The organism is Pseudomonas sp. LBUM1660 (genome assembly GCF_059695935.1).
Map to the genome: position 1 here is coordinate 2,943,379 of NZ_CP166795.1, position 14,003 is coordinate 2,957,381.

General features: G+C 60.2%; 11 protein-coding genes and 2 riboswitches. Of the genes, 5 read left to right on the top strand and 6 right to left on the bottom strand.

Annotated elements, in window-relative coordinates; genetic code table 11:
- Positions 1-312 precede the first annotated feature (312 nt).
- Positions 313-1,386, top strand: a complete 1,074-nt coding sequence (locus ACA068_RS13965; protein ID WP_497310342.1) for an ABC transporter substrate-binding protein — start codon at positions 313-315, stop codon at positions 1,384-1,386.
- Here ACA068_RS13965 and ACA068_RS13970 read toward each other — a convergent pair.
- Positions 1,383-1,601, bottom strand: coding sequence for a DUF2970 domain-containing protein (locus tag ACA068_RS13970; RefSeq protein WP_497310343.1), 219 nt, complete (start codon positions 1,599-1,601; stop codon positions 1,383-1,385). The genes ACA068_RS13965 and ACA068_RS13970 overlap by 4 nt on opposite strands.
- 186 nt (positions 1,602-1,787) lie before the next feature.
- Entirely contained in the window at positions 1,788-5,498 is a 3,711-nt protein-coding gene (gene metH / locus ACA068_RS13975) for a methionine synthase (protein ID WP_497310344.1), read from the bottom strand.
- A 154-nt stretch (positions 5,499-5,652) separates the two neighbouring features.
- Here metH and ACA068_RS13980 point away from each other — a divergent pair, with 154 nt between their 5' ends.
- The 3 genes from ACA068_RS13980 to nfuA all read left to right on the top strand — a co-directional run bounded on the left by ACA068_RS13980 (position 5,653) and on the right by nfuA (position 9,801).
- Positions 5,653-7,938: a fatty acid cis/trans isomerase gene (locus ACA068_RS13980; RefSeq protein WP_497310345.1), complete on the top strand. Its 2,286-nt coding sequence runs from the start codon at positions 5,653-5,655 to the stop codon at positions 7,936-7,938.
- A gap of 186 nt (positions 7,939-8,124) precedes the next feature.
- On the top strand, positions 8,125-9,159 hold the full coding sequence (locus ACA068_RS13985; RefSeq protein WP_497310346.1) for an acyltransferase family protein: 1,035 nt from the start codon (positions 8,125-8,127) through the stop codon (positions 9,157-9,159).
- A 57-nt stretch (positions 9,160-9,216) separates the two neighbouring features.
- A complete protein-coding gene (gene nfuA / locus ACA068_RS13990; protein ID WP_007898222.1) occupies positions 9,217-9,801 on the top strand; it encodes a Fe-S biogenesis protein NfuA in 585 nt (194 codons plus the stop codon).
- A gap of 138 nt (positions 9,802-9,939) precedes the next feature.
- Here the strand turns inward: nfuA and cobM are convergent, their stop codons facing one another.
- The 4 genes from cobM to ACA068_RS14010 all read right to left on the bottom strand — a co-directional run bounded on the left by cobM (position 9,940) and on the right by ACA068_RS14010 (position 12,102).
- Complete coding sequence (cobM, locus tag ACA068_RS13995; protein ID WP_497310347.1) at positions 9,940-10,686, bottom strand: precorrin-4 C(11)-methyltransferase; 747 nt, start codon at positions 10,684-10,686, stop codon at positions 9,940-9,942.
- A 98-nt stretch (positions 10,687-10,784) separates the two neighbouring features.
- A complete protein-coding gene (locus ACA068_RS14000) occupies positions 10,785-11,198 on the bottom strand; it encodes a cobalamin biosynthesis protein (RefSeq protein WP_497310348.1) in 414 nt (137 codons plus the stop codon).
- Complete coding sequence (locus tag ACA068_RS14005; protein ID WP_497310349.1) at positions 11,195-11,899, bottom strand: CbtA family protein; 705 nt, start codon at positions 11,897-11,899, stop codon at positions 11,195-11,197. The genes ACA068_RS14000 and ACA068_RS14005 overlap by 4 nt, the downstream gene beginning before the upstream one ends.
- Positions 11,900-11,910: 11 nt before the next feature.
- Positions 11,911-12,102, bottom strand: a complete 192-nt coding sequence (locus tag ACA068_RS14010; RefSeq protein WP_497310350.1) for a CbtB domain-containing protein — start codon at positions 12,100-12,102, stop codon at positions 11,911-11,913.
- A gap of 119 nt (positions 12,103-12,221) precedes the next feature.
- Positions 12,222-12,449: riboswitch (cobalamin riboswitch) on the bottom strand.
- A 177-nt stretch (positions 12,450-12,626) separates the two neighbouring features.
- Positions 12,627-12,841, top strand: a riboswitch (cobalamin riboswitch).
- Between the two features lie 100 nt (positions 12,842-12,941).
- Here ACA068_RS14010 and cobW point away from each other — a divergent pair.
- Entirely contained in the window at positions 12,942-14,003 is a 1,062-nt protein-coding gene (cobW, locus tag ACA068_RS14015; RefSeq protein ID WP_497310351.1) for a cobalamin biosynthesis protein CobW, read from the top strand.

A 14,003-nucleotide genomic window follows, 5' to 3' on the forward strand; every position in this document is an offset into this window, starting at 1 on the left:
TATTTGTCGTGAGGGCAATCGTCGTCTTTACTGTGGTCGAGTCTTTATGCAATCACCGATAAAACCGACAAGAGGCGATGCAATGAGCAACCCTACCAAAGCGACAAAACCTGATAGCACGGTCGATGCTTGGGCGATTCTGTTCCTGATCATCCTGGTCGTGGGCACCGCCGTATATTGGGTCAGTCATCAATAACCGACCCCGTCCGGGCCCGGTTCCGACGATTGTCGGAGGAAAACCGGAATAAACGCCGTTCGCCGGGTCTTCGCTGGCTATAATGCGCGGCGAAATTTCCGGGGGCTCGGACGTAAATGTTGAAGTTTGTCTACACCTTCCTGCTGATGCTTGGCGCGGCTTACGGTCCTGTCGCGCATGCAGAGTCGGTGTTGTTTCTCAATCCGGGAAAGACGGATGAGGCCTTCTGGATCAGCTATTCGCAATTCATGCAGGCGGCCGCCAAGGATCTGGGCATTGATCTGCGCATTCTCTATTCCCAACGCATGCCCGAACTCACCGTGGCACAAGCCCGCCTGGCGCTGCAAGGCCCTCAGCGGCCGGATTATCTGGTGTTCGTCAACGAACAATATGTCGCTCCGCAAATCCTGCGCCTGGCTCAAGGCAGTGGGGTCAAGCTGTTTACGGTCAACGCTGCGCTGACGCCCAATCAGCTGAGCCTGCTGGGGGAGCGCGCTGATCGATTGGGCAGCCTGGTGCCGAACGATGAAGAGGGCGGCTACCTGATGCTCAAGGAGCTGATTCGCCAGCATCCACCCGTGGCGCCCGGTCAGATCATCGAATTACTGGCGTTTTCCGGCCTGAAGATCACGCCGTCGTCGCAACTGCGCGAACAAGGCATGCTGCGCGCCTTGGCCGAGCACCCGGAAGTACGTTTGCGCCAACTGGTTTACGGCGGCTGGAACCGGGACCGGGCCTATGAACAGGCCAAATTGCTGTTCCGACGTTACCCGAAAGTCTCGTTGGTGTGGTCTGCCAATGACGAAATGGCGTTTGGCGCGATGCAAGCGTATTCGGAGGCGGGTGGCGTGCCCGGCAAAGATGCCTTGTTCAGCGCGGTGAACACATCGCCCTCGGCACTGCAGGCGATGGTTGACGGTCGCCTGAACGTGTTGTTGGGCGGGCATTTCACGTTGGGCGGTTGGGCGCTGGTGGAATTGCATGACTTGGAGCGGGGCGTGGATCTGGACCAGTACGGCGGGCGCGACCGGCTGATTCCGTTACTGCAACTGATCAACAAGGCCCAGGCCAAACGATTGTTGGCCATGGGCGCATCACCGAATTACGGGGTGAACTTCCGTCGTCTGTCGGCCAAGGGGCGGCCGACGTCTTATCGCTACCCGTTCAGCCTGCAAACCCTGATGCGCTAACGCCCCGCCAGGTGCACCACCAACTGCACGATGCCGAACAGCGTTAATGCAAACACCGCCGTGAACAGAATCCCCAGAATCACGAAATGACTCGGCTTGCCGTGGGTGAAATCCCGCGCCCGGTTCTTCCCGCTCTGCACCCCGAACGCCGCCGCCATGATGCTGTGCAGCATTTGCCAGAACGTCGGTGGTTTGTTGTCGACTGGATCGTCCATAAATCCCTCGTCATGAATGTGTGTCAGGCAAGCATAGACAATGCACACGAATCCTGTGGGAGCGAGCTTGCTCGCGAAGGGGGCATAACAGTCGACTTCTTAGTTGACTGTTGCACCGCCATCGCGAGCAGGCTCACTCCCACAGGGGATCTTCTTTGGCCACGGTGTTGTGGCCAGGAGGCTTGGTTAGTTGTCGTACCCGAGGTTAGGCGCCAGCCACCGTTCGGTCACGCTCAGTTCCTGGCCTTTACGGGACGTGTAGCTCTGCACCTGGTCCTTGTCGATCTTGCCCACTGCAAAGTATTGCGCCTGCGGGTGAGCGAAGTACCAGCCGCTGACCGCTGCTGCCGGGAACATAGCGTAGTGCTCGGTGAGGAACACGCCGCTGCGGCCGGCCTGCATCTCGCGGGCTTCGGGGTCGAGCAAGGCAAACAGGGTGCTTTTCTCGGTGTGATCAGGGCAGGCCGGGTAGCCCGGGGCAGGGCGGATGCCGGTGTATTGCTCTTTGATCAGCGCCTCGTTGTCGAGCGTCTCGTCCTTGGCGTAACCCCAGTGTTCCTTACGGACCTGTTGGTGCAGCCACTCGGCGCAGGCCTCGGCCAGTCTGTCGGCCAGTGCCTTGACCATGATCGAGTTGTAATCATCGCCAGCGTCTTGATAAGCCTTGGCCACTTCTTCGGCGCCGATCCCGGCGGTGGTGATGAAACCACCCACGTAATCGGTGATTTCGCAGTCCTTCGGCGCGACGAAGTCGGCGAGGGAGAAGTTCGGCTTGCCGTCGGTCTTGATGATCTGCTGACGCAAGTGATGCAGTTTGGCAATCGGCTTGCCGTCATCGCCGTAGACTTCGATGTCATCCTCGCGCACCTGGTTGGCCGGCCAGAAGCCAAACACCGCACGGGCGCTGATGAGTTTCTCGTCGATCAGTTTGGCGAGCATTTCCTGGGCATCGGCGTACAGCGAGGTGGCGGCTTCACCGACCACTTCATCAGTGAGGATGCGCGGGAACTTGCCGGCCAGGTCCCAGGAGATAAAGAACGGCGTCCAGTCGATGTATTCGGCCAGCACCTTCAAATCGATATTGTCCAGCACGCGGGAACCGGTAAACGTCGGTTTGACCGGCTCGTAAGTGCTCCAGTCGAACTGCGGCTTCTTGGCAATGGCGGCCGGGTAGCTCAGGCGTTCGGTGCGGGCGCTGCGGTTGGCAGTGCGCTCGCGAACATCGATGTACTCCAGGCGGGTCTTCTCGACGAACGCCGGCTTCAATTCCTTGGACAGCAACTGCGTCGCCACGCCCACGGCGCGGGAGGCGTCGGTGACGTAGATCACCGCATCATTGCTGTACTTCGGCTCGATCTTCACCGCCGTGTGCGCCTTGGAGGTGGTCGCGCCACCGATCATCAGCGGCAGATGGAAATCCTGACGCTGCATTTCGCGGGCCACGTGGACCATTTCATCCAGCGACGGTGTGATCAGACCGGACAGGCCGATGATGTCGCACTTCTGCTCCTTGGCCACTTGCAGGATTTTCTCCGCCGGGACCATCACGCCGAGGTCGACGATGTCGTAGCCGTTACAGCCCAGCACCACGCCGACGATGTTCTTGCCGATGTCGTGCACGTCGCCCTTCACCGTAGCCATCAGGATCTTGCCCTTGGCTTCCGGCTTGTCGCCTTTTTCCAGCTCGATGAACGGAATCAGGTGAGCGACAGCCTGTTTCATCACGCGGGCGGATTTCACCACCTGCGGCAGGAACATTTTGCCGGCACCGAACAGGTCGCCGACGATGTTCATGCCGGACATCAGCGGGCCTTCGATCACTTCGATCGGACGCGAGAACGACTGGCGCGATTCTTCGGTGTCTTCCACGATGTGCGTGGTGATGCCCTTGACCAGCGCATGCTCCAGACGCTTGTTGACGTCCCAGTTGCGCCACTCTTCGGTCTCGGCTTCCTTGACGCTGCCGTCGCCCTTGTACTTGTCGGCGATGGCGAGGAGGGCGTCAGTGCCGTTCGGCGTGCGGTTGAGCACCACGTCTTCCACGGCATCGCGCAGTTCCGCCGGGATCTGGTCGTAGATCTCCAGCTGCCCGGCGTTGACGATACCCATGGTCAGGCCGTTGCGGATCGCATACAGCAGGAACACCGAGTGGATCGCCTCACGCACCGGGTTGTTGCCGCGGAACGAGAACGACACGTTGGACACGCCACCCGAGGTCAGCGCGAATGGCAGTTCGTCGCGGATGTAGGCGCAGGCGTTGATGAAGTCCACAGCGTAGTTGTTGTGTTCTTCGATGCCGGTGGCCACGGCGAAGATGTTCGGGTCGAAGATGATGTCTTCCGGCGGGAAACCGACTTCGTTGACCAGAATGTCGTAGGAGCGTTTGCAGATCTCTTTCTTGCGCGCTTCAGTGTCGGCCTGGCCGGCTTCGTCAAACGCCATCACGACCATGGCGGCGCCATAGCGCTTGCACAGTTTGGCGTGGTGAATGAACTGCTCGACGCCTTCTTTCATGCTGATCGAGTTGACGATGCCCTTGCCCTGGATGCACTTGAGGCCGGCTTCGATCACTTCCCACTTCGAGGAGTCGATCATGATCGGCACACGGGAGATGTCCGGTTCACCGGCGATCAGATTGAGGAAGGTCACCATGGCCTTCTTCGAATCGAGCATCCCTTCGTCCATGTTGATGTCGATGATCTGGGCGCCCGCTTCAACCTGTTGCAGGGCCACTTCCAGCGCTTCGGTGTAGTTGTCTTCACGGATCAGACGGGCGAATTTGGCGGAACCGGTGATGTTGGTGCGCTCGCCAACGTTGACGAACAGCGAGCTGCGATCGATGGTGAACGGCTCCAGGCCCGAGAGGCGGCAAGCCTTCGGGATTTCCGGAATGACACGTGGCGCATAACCGGCCACGGCTTTGGCGATGGCTTCGATGTGGCCCGGCGTGGTGCCGCAGCAGCCGCCAACGATGTTGAGGAAACCGCTCTGGGCGAATTCTTCGATGACCTTGGCGGTTTCCGACGGCAGTTCGTCGTACTCGCCGAATTCGTTCGGCAGGCCGGCGTTCGGGTGCGCCGAAACGTGGGTGCCGGCCTTGTTCGACAGTTCTTCCAGGTACGGGCGCAATTCGCTGGCGCCGAGGGCACAGTTCAGGCCGACCGAGATCGGCTTGGCGTGGGCTACCGAGTTCCAGAATGCTTCGGTGGTCTGGCCGGACAGGGTACGGCCGGAGGCGTCGGTGATGGTGCCGGAAATCATGATCGGCAGTTCGATACCCAACTCTTCAAACACACCTTGTACGGCGAAGATCGCGGCTTTGGCGTTCAGCGTGTCGAAAATGGTTTCGATCAGGATCAGGTCGGCGCCGCCTTCGATCAGGCCTTTGGTGGCCTCGGTGTAGTTTTCCACCAATTCATCGAAGGTCACGTTGCGGTAGCCGGGGTTGTTCACGTCCGGCGACAGCGAGCAGGTGCGGCTGGTCGGCCCGATCACGCCAGCGACGAAGCGCGGCTTGTCCGGCGTTTCCAGGGTCTTGGCGTCGGCCACCTTGCGTGCCAGGCGTGCGCCTTCTACGTTTAACTCGTAGGCTAGGCCTTGCATGCCGTAATCGGCCAGGGAAACCTGAGTGGCGTTGAACGTGTTGGTTTCCAGAATGTCGGCGCCGGCATCCAGGTAGGCTTTCTCGATGGAGCCGATCACGTCCGGGCGCGTCAACACCAAGAGGTCGTTGTTACCTTTGACGTCACTTGGCCAGTCAGCGAAGCGTTTTCCGCGATAATCCTTCTCTTCGAGCTTGTAGCTCTGGATCATCGTGCCCATACCGCCATCGAGAATCAGAATGCGCTCTTTGAGGGCGTGCTTGAGAGCTTGAAGGCGAACACTGCGATCGGACATTGGGACTACTCGGAAAGACCATGACGAAGGGCCGGGATAATAGCAAACCTGTGCGCTTTTAGAGCATGTCCCGGATTTGCATGAATATCGCTCATGTTGGTGCGAGGGCCGGAACGGTAGAATCGCGGCGATTTTCAGGATCGGGACCAGGGACATGTCGTATCGCGTCATCACCAGCATTTTGATGCTGCTTATAAGCTGGGATGCCGTTGCGCAGGGTCCGGTGATTTCCTACACGCGTGACATTCAACCGATCTTCACCGAAAAGTGCGTGGCCTGCCATGCCTGCTACGACTCCGCCTGTCAGCTCAATCTGGGCAGCGGTGAAGGGGTGGCGCGTGGCGCGACCCAAACTCCGGTCTACGACGGCGAACGCAGCCAGGCCGCGGCGCCGACCCGGTTGTTTTATGACGCCTTTGGCAAGCGTGCCTGGCAGCAGAAGGGCTTCTATTCGGTACTCGACGCCCAAGGCAGCCAGGCGGCATTGATGGCGCGAATGCTGGAGCTGGGTCACACAACCCCGATACAACCCAACGCCAAGTTGCCGGAAGACATCGTCCTGGGCCTGAACCGGGAAAACATGTGCGCCATGCCGGCGGAGTTCGACGGCTACGCCAGTACCCACCCGAAAGAAGGCATGCCGCTGGCGGTCACCGGCCTGACCGACCAGCAATACCAGACGCTCCAGCGCTGGCTGGCCTCTGGTGCGCCCATCGATGAGCAAGGCCTCGTCCCGAGCGCGAGGGAAGCCTTGCAGGTGGTGCAGTGGGAAAACCTGCTCAACGCCCCGGGCGCCCGGCAAAGTCTGGTCGGCCGCTGGTTGTTCGAGCATTGGTTTATCGCCCATATTTACTTCAAGGACGGTGAACCCGGGCATTTCTTCCAATGGGTGCGTTCGCGCACCCCGACCGGACAGCCGATCGACCTGATCGACACTCGCCGCCCGAATGACGATCCGGGCACCCGGATTTATTACCGTTTGTGGCCGGTGCAGGGCGTGATCGTGCACAAGACCCACATCACCTATCCGCTGAGCGCGGCGAAGATGGCGCGGATCAAAAGCCTTTTTTACAGCGGCAACTGGCAGGTCGATGCCTTGCCGGGATACGGACCAGAACGCCGGGCCAACCCGTTCAGCACGTTTGAAGCGATCCCGGCTCAGGCGCGTTATCAGTTCATGCTCGATAACGCCGAATACTTCGTCCGCACCTTCATTCGCGGCCCGGTCTGCCGTGGCCAGATCGCCACGGACGTGATTCGTGACAACTTCTGGGCGTTGTTCCAGGCGCCGGAACACGACCTCTACATCACCGACCCGAACTACCGCGGTCAAGCCACGCCGTTGTTGGCGATGCCGGGGCAAAACGACGACGTCGGCAGCGTCCTGGGCCTGTGGCATGACTACCGCGACAAGCGCAACGAGTACGAAGCGCTACGCCGGGACAATTACGCCGATCTGCCGGCGCCAAGCTGGTCGACCCTGTGGGCGGGCAACGACAACGCGCTGCTGAGTATCTTTCGGCATTTCGACAGCGCGTCGGTGAACAAGGGCCTGATCGGTGAAGTGCCGCAAACCATCTGGCTGTTCGACTATCCGCTGCTGGAACGCACGTATTATCAGTTGGTGGTCAACTTCGACGTGTTCGGCAACGTGTCTCACCAGGCCCAGACACGCCTGTACTTCGACCTGATCCGCAACGGCGCGGAGCAGAATTTCCTGCGCCTGATGCCGGCCAATTCGCGGGATGATTACCTCGATGATTGGTACCAGAACGGTGGCCAGTTCAAGATGTGGGCGGATTACGAGGCCATCGACAATGACAAGCCGACGGCCCTGAAACTGGATGAGAAGGACCCCAAGCGTGACTTCGCGACGCAACTGCTGGCCCGTTACGGCGAGCTCGATGCAAGGCCCGATCCGATCAACCGTTGCGATGGCGCGTACTGCTCGCGACCGAACATCGACCCGGCGTTGCAGAGCGCCGAGCAGGCGTTGAGTCGCTTGACTTCACGCCCTGCGGCCGGTTTGAGGGTCATCGATCAGTTGCCGGAAGCGACCATGCTGCGCATCGCGACGGCGAGCGGCAAGCGCGAGGTCTACAGCCTGCTGCGCAACCGGGCCCACAGCAATGTGGCCTTCCTGCTCGGTGAATCGCTGCGCTATCAGCCGGGGCTCGATACCTTGACGATTTTCCCGGGTGTGCTCAGCAGCTACCCGAACTTCATGTTCAATATTCCCGCCGACCAGGTGCCTGATTTTGTCGACGCGATGGAAAACGCCAAGGACGCGCACCGCTTCGAGAAAATCGTCGAACGCTGGGGCATTCGCCGCAGCCATCCGCAGTTCTGGTTTTACTTCCACGACCTGAGTCGCTACCTCCACGAAACCGAGCCGGTGGAAGAGGGCGTGCTGGACATGAACCGGTACGAGAATCTTTGATCGACCTTTGACTGCTGGCCGGTGTCGGACTCAATAGGCACCGCTATTCCCCTGTAGGAGCGAAGCTTGCTCGCGAAGGCAATCGACGGCCAACAATGATGTTGAATGTACCGGCCTCTTCGCGAGCAAGCTTCGCTCCTACAGGGATGTGTAGTGGTTTTGGGTTTGCGGTCGGGAGGAGCGCTGATGTTGATTTCAGTACAGGCACTGCGCGCCGTTGCGGCCTGGACGGTGGTCTGCCACCACTTCATGCAGATTTTCTTCGACTTCAAGGCCCGTGGCCCGGTGGGGCAGATGTTCATCGACAAGGGCGCGGTGGGCGTTGATATCTTCTTCGTCATCAGTGGCCTGGTGATCTTCCTGTCCACCGAAGGTAAATCGCTGCCGCCCGCGCGGTTTCTCTTGTACCGACTGTTTCGCATCGTGCCGGCGTACTGGCTGTACACGGTGCTGATGGCGCTGGTGGTCGTGTTCGCACAGCCTGTGTTGCCGGATCAGACGGTGGACTGGCCACATTTCCTGCTGTCGCTGTTGTTTATTCCTACGGAAAATCCCAGTGGCTACGGGATCTATCCGACCCTCAATGTCGGCTGGACGCTGAATTACGAAATGCTGTTCTACGTGCTGTTTGCCTGGGCATTGCTGTTCCGCTTGCAAGTTCGGCTGCTGATCGTCGCGGCGTTGCTGTTTGCGGTGTGCCAGGCGTGGACCGGATATGGCTGGATCAGCGAGTTCTACCGCTCGGACATTGTTTATGAGTTTCTGCTGGGGATCGCCATCGGCATGATCTACCGGCGCGGCTGGATCAAACCCGGTTTCTGGCTGCCCTTGCTGGGGATTGGCGGCGCGTTGCTGGCGATTTATAACCTGGCACCGCAGCCACGCTTCCTGGCCTGGGGCGTGCCCGGTGCGGTGTTGGTGATGGCGTGCATGGCGCTGGAACGCTTTTTCGAGAACACCCGTGTGTTCAAGGTGCTTGGCGATTGTTCCTACTCGGTTTACCTGATGCACGTGCTGGTGCTGTCTGTCGGCGGGTTTGTCGCACAGCGTTATGGGGTGAATCCCTACGTGATGTTCGCCTTTTGCGCGTTGACCATCGGCGTGGCTTCCTGGGCAAGTTACGAATATGTAGAAAAATGCAGCTATCGGTGGCTTAAAGAGCGGATCGACGGCGAATCGGCAAACAACGCTGTTCCGGCTCTTTCCCGACAAAAATACTAGGACTTTGTACGGCGCGATGATTGGCGTAAACTGCGCCCAAGCCTGCGAGGAGTTTCCATGACCGCTATTACCATCACCGACGCCGCCCACGATTATCTGGCTGATCTGCTCTCCAAGCAGAACACCCCGGGTATTGGCATCCGCGTCTTTATCACCCAGCCTGGCACCCAGTACGCCGAAACCTGCATTGCCTACTGCAAGCCGGGCGAAGAGAAACCTGAAGACACCGCGTTGGGGCTCAAAAGCTTCACCGCTTACATCGACTCATTCAGCGAAGCTTTCCTGGATGACGCGGTCGTCGACTACGCCACCGACCGCATGGGTGGCCAGCTGACGATCAAGGCGCCCAACGCCAAAGTCCCGATGGTCAACGCTGACAGTCCGGTCAACGAGCGCATCAACTACTACCTGCAAACTGAGATCAACCCGGGGCTGGCCAGCCACGGCGGCCAGGTCAGCCTGATCGATGTGGTCGAAGACGGCATCGCCGTACTGAAGTTCGGCGGTGGTTGCCAGGGCTGCGGCCAGGCCGACGTCACCCTTCGCGAAGGCATCGAGCGCACCTTGCTTGAGCGCATTCCCGAGCTCAAGGGTGTACGCGATGTGACGGACCATACGCAGAAAGAAAACGCCTACTACTGAGTAAGGTGTTTGCTGCAGACTAAAAAAAGCGGCGCCCCGTGAGCGCCGTTTTTTTATGGGTGATCGATAACCTGTGGCGACGTTTCGCTAAATCCCCTCGCCACAGGAAGCCCCCCTTATCACAGAGTTGTGCTTGGCTCAGGGCCTGTAGAGATGCGCATGCCCGGCGCGATACAGCGACGACTCGCTGAACTGATCACTGCCCAACACCCGACCCACCAGAATCAGCGCCGTGCGCCGAAAACCCTTCGCTGCAACCTTCCCGGCAATGTCTTCAATCGTTCCCACCACCCAATCCTGGTCCGGCCACGTCGCCCGGTGAATCACCGCGATCGGGCAGTCTGCGCCGTAATGCGGCAGCAACTCCGCCAGAATCTTCTCCAGATGATTGACCCCCAAATGAATCGCCATGGTCGCCCCGTGCTGGGCCAGGCTCCCCAGTTCTTCACCGGCCGGCATCACGGTTTTGTCGGCGTAGCGGGTCAGAATCACGCTTTGTGAAACGTCCGGCAGCGTCAGTTCAGCCCCCAACAACGCTGCACACGCGGCAGTCGCCGTCACGCCCGGGATGATTTCAAATGGAATGTCGAGTTCGCGCAAATAGCGAATCTGCTCACCAATCGCCCCGTACAGACTCGGATCACCCGAATGCACCCGCGCCACGTCCTGGCCGTTGGCATGGGCAGTTTTGATCAGTTCGATGATCTGCTCCAGGTGCAATTCGGCACTGTTGACCACCTGCTCGGCGCAATGGCCTTCAAGCACGGCGGCGGGCACCAAAGAGCCGGCATAGATGATCACCGGGCAACTGCGAATCAGCCGTTGGCCTTTGACGGTGATCAGTTCCGGGTCGCCGGGACCTGCGCCAATGAAGTAGACGGTCATCGTCCGTTCCTTTGAATAAAGAGTCTGTCAGAAAAAGGGCTTGGGCAAGGCTTCAGATGAAGATTGCTCATGATCGAAGGCGGGGATTATCGGGGATCTTACGCAACGCAAGCCAACGCCAGGGTGGCCTGGGCATATTTTTGTCGCGGAATCAGCAGTTTCGCCGGTGCCTGGGCCAGTTGTTCGGCGAGGGCCAGGGCGGCACTTTCCGCCACGCCGTAGCAGCCAGTGCGTTCGAACGCGATGTCCGAATGATGGCTGAGTTGCGGTTTGTAACCTTCCAATTGCTCGCTGCTGAAATACATCAGCGGCAACGCGAGTTGTGCGGCGAGTTCGACCAGGCCAGGTTCATCGCGCTTCAGGTCGATACTGGCCAGGGCGTTGATCTGGTGAAGTCCGATTTTATGAGCCTGTAACGCCTGATCGAGTAACGCCCGCAGCGTACTGGCAGGGCAGCCGCGCTGGCAGCCCAGGCCGACGACTAAAGTCGGCGCTGTGCGAGTAACAATCATGCGTGGTATTGGCCATCGCTTTTGCGGCAAAACAACCAGGCGCTGATCAGGCCCAGGGCCAGCCAGAACGCGACGTTGGTCAGCTGCGATGCGATTTTGAACTGCGCTTCCAGCGCTTCCGGAGCGAGCATTGAGTGCACTTCCGGTTGCGGCGCGCCGATCACGTGCGGAACGGCGAGAATCGCCACGCCGAGGATCTTCATCAGCCAGTGACGACTGAACACGATCAGCGCGATGCCGACCGCCGTGGACGCGGCCGTGCCGATCCACCAGAGTTGCCGTTGGGCCAGATCAGCCGCGGCAGTGCCCGGCAGTTCAGGCGGCAGGCCGAGGGTCGGCGCCAGCACGAAGGTCGCGTAACCGGCCAGGCCCCAAAGCAAGCCTTGGGAGGTTTTGGTCGGTGCACGCAAGGTGTAGAGACCGGCGAGCATCAGGGCGAAACCGACGGCGACCACCAGGTTGCCGCCCGTGGTCGACAGCACACGCTGCCAGCCGTCTTCCGGCTCCCAGGCTTCGGCGTCGTGAGTGTGAGCGGCGACACCGGCGGCGTGTTCGTGAACTTCAACAGCGGCCGGCTCGGATTTTTCGTAGGTTTCGGCCTGCAGAATCAGCGGAGAGACCCAGAAACTTTGCAGCAGGGTCAGCAACAGGGCGGCCAGCAGCCCGCTGAAACCTGCGGTTTGCGCAATACGCTTGATCATGTCGGCAGGTCTCAATGGCACGGGAAGGCTGAACTGTGACGGGTATCGTGCGCGGCATTGTGCACCGCTTCGATGTGCGAGAAACCGGCGAAATACACGAGGCACGCACCGAGGATCGACGCGCATACGGCGGTGGTCAGGCGTTGGCTCAGGGTCGTGGTGGTGCTGGCGGTGCTGTGGCCGGTGCTGCTGATGATCGACATGGCGCTTCCCTCTGGTCTGTCAGTGGGTGAATAGAGCGCATGGAAGACCCCTGCGAGTCGGGCGCGCAGAGGTTCAAACAGCGCCCGCCCACCGCGGGTTTGTTATTCGGTGACGTAAAGGTCACTTTGTGTTGCGGGCCGGTCTCCGGGCTCACGAGGGGCCAAGGCTTGCGCCTGAACCTGCAAGCATCACCTTCCCATGCCGAACTGCTGGCACAGTGGATCTGACGCTTCGCTCGCTTACCGTTGCGGGGGCAGCACCGGACTGACATGGCTTTGAGTAAAGCACATGATTCACCGGTTTCCCGTTTCACCCTGTGAAGGGCACCCGTAACAAGGCGTGTAGGAGAGCATGGGCGGGGGTTTGGCGTCAATTGGCATGGGTTCTCATTTCGATGCCGAGGTGAATTCTTCGCGGGCAAGCCTCGCTCCTACAAAAGCACCGCCATCCTGTAGGAGCGAGGCTTGCCCGCGAAGGGGCCGGTGAGGGCACCACAAGACATTGACCCGCCCCCACACCATGCGTAGCCTTGCGCTTTCGAGGTTCTTCGGCATTTGCCGAAGCTAAGAAGGGAACGCGGTCGATGCCGCGGCTGCCCCCGCAACTGTGAACGGTGATGTTCGCTGCCACGCCACTGCAAACCCTGTTCAGCGGGTTCGCGGGAAGGCGCAGTGAATGCCAGGCCCTCAAGCCCGGCACACCGTCAGCCAGGAGACCTGCCTCGACACAGATTCTCACTACAACCGGGCGGGGTGATCCGGTGGCGAACTCTTCCGCGCGCGCATCCGTCGCAGCGATTGTCGTCCCGTATGCCCGCCACCTTGCCAAAGGGCATCCGATGAAAACACTGGCCAAACTCCCCGTCACCATCGTTACCGGCTTCCTCGGCTCGGGTAAAACCACCTTGCTGCGGCACATGCTCGACAACGCGCAGGGCCGCCGCATCGCGGTGATCGTCAACGAGTTCGGCGAGCTGGGCATTGACGGCGAAATCCTCAAACAATGCTCCATCGGTTGCACCGAAGAAGAAGCCAACGGTCGCGTCTACGAACTGGCCAACGGTTGCCTGTGCTGCACCGTCCAGGAAGAATTCTTCCCGGTGATGCGCGAACTCGTCGCCCGTCGCGGCGACCTCGACCACATCCTGATCGAAACCTCGGGCCTGGCCCTGCCAAAGCCGCTGGTTCAAGCCTTCCAGTGGCCGGAAATCCGCAGCGCCTGCACCGTTGACGCGGTCATCACCGTGGTCGACAGCCCAGCCGTTGCCGCCGGCACTTTCGCGGCTTTCCCGGATCAGGTCGACGCCCAGCGCAAACTCGACCCGAACCTGGACCACGAATCGCCGCTGCACGAGCTGTTCGCCGACCAACTGGCCAGCGCCGACCTGGTGATCCTCAACAAGGCCGACCTGATCAGCCCGGAAGACCTGGCCCGTGTGCGCCTGGAAGTCGCCGAAGAACTGCCGCCAGCCGTCAAAGTCATCGAAGCCAGCAGCGGCCGCGTGCCACTGGATGTGTTGATCGGCCTCGGCGCCGGTTCCGAAGAACACATCGACAGCCGGCACAGCCATCACGATCACCACCATGAAGGCGAAGACGATCACGATCACGACGCCTTCGATTCCATCTCCATCGAACTGCCCCAAGCCGACGAAAGCCTGCTGCTGGACGCGCTGACCCAACTGGTGGTCCAGCACGGCATTCTGCGGGTCAAAGGTTTCGCGGCGATTCCGAACAAACCGATGCGCCTGCTGATTCAGGGCGTGGGCACGCGTTTCGACAAGCATTTCGACCGTCAGTGGGGCGCCGGTGAAGCGCGCACCACGCGCCTGGTGCTGATCGGCCAGGAACTGGACGCCGCTTTGCTTGAAGCGCAATTGCGCGCCGCGCTCAGCGTTTAA

Bases quoted from the DNA above. Each gene is read 5' to 3' on its own strand.
- ACA068_RS13965 (WP_497310342.1), top strand. From the start codon at position 313: ATGTTGAAGTTTGTCTACACCTTCCTGCTGATGCTTGGCGCGGCTTAC.
- ACA068_RS13970 (WP_497310343.1), bottom strand. From the start codon at position 1,601: ATGGACGATCCAGTCGACAACAAACCACCGACGTTCTGGCAAATGCTG.
- metH (WP_497310344.1), bottom strand. From the start codon at position 5,498: ATGTCCGATCGCAGTGTTCGCCTTCAAGCTCTCAAGCACGCCCTCAAA.
- ACA068_RS13980 (WP_497310345.1), top strand. From the start codon at position 5,653: ATGTCGTATCGCGTCATCACCAGCATTTTGATGCTGCTTATAAGCTGG.
- ACA068_RS13985 (WP_497310346.1), top strand. From the start codon at position 8,125: ATGTTGATTTCAGTACAGGCACTGCGCGCCGTTGCGGCCTGGACGGTG.
- nfuA (WP_007898222.1), top strand. From the start codon at position 9,217: ATGACCGCTATTACCATCACCGACGCCGCCCACGATTATCTGGCTGAT.
- cobM (WP_497310347.1), bottom strand. From the start codon at position 10,686: ATGACCGTCTACTTCATTGGCGCAGGTCCCGGCGACCCGGAACTGATC.
- ACA068_RS14000 (WP_497310348.1), bottom strand. From the start codon at position 11,198: ATGATTGTTACTCGCACAGCGCCGACTTTAGTCGTCGGCCTGGGCTGC.
- ACA068_RS14005 (WP_497310349.1), bottom strand. From the start codon at position 11,899: ATGATCAAGCGTATTGCGCAAACCGCAGGTTTCAGCGGGCTGCTGGCC.
- ACA068_RS14010 (WP_497310350.1), bottom strand. From the start codon at position 12,102: ATGTCGATCATCAGCAGCACCGGCCACAGCACCGCCAGCACCACCACG.
- cobW (WP_497310351.1), top strand. From the start codon at position 12,942: ATGAAAACACTGGCCAAACTCCCCGTCACCATCGTTACCGGCTTCCTC.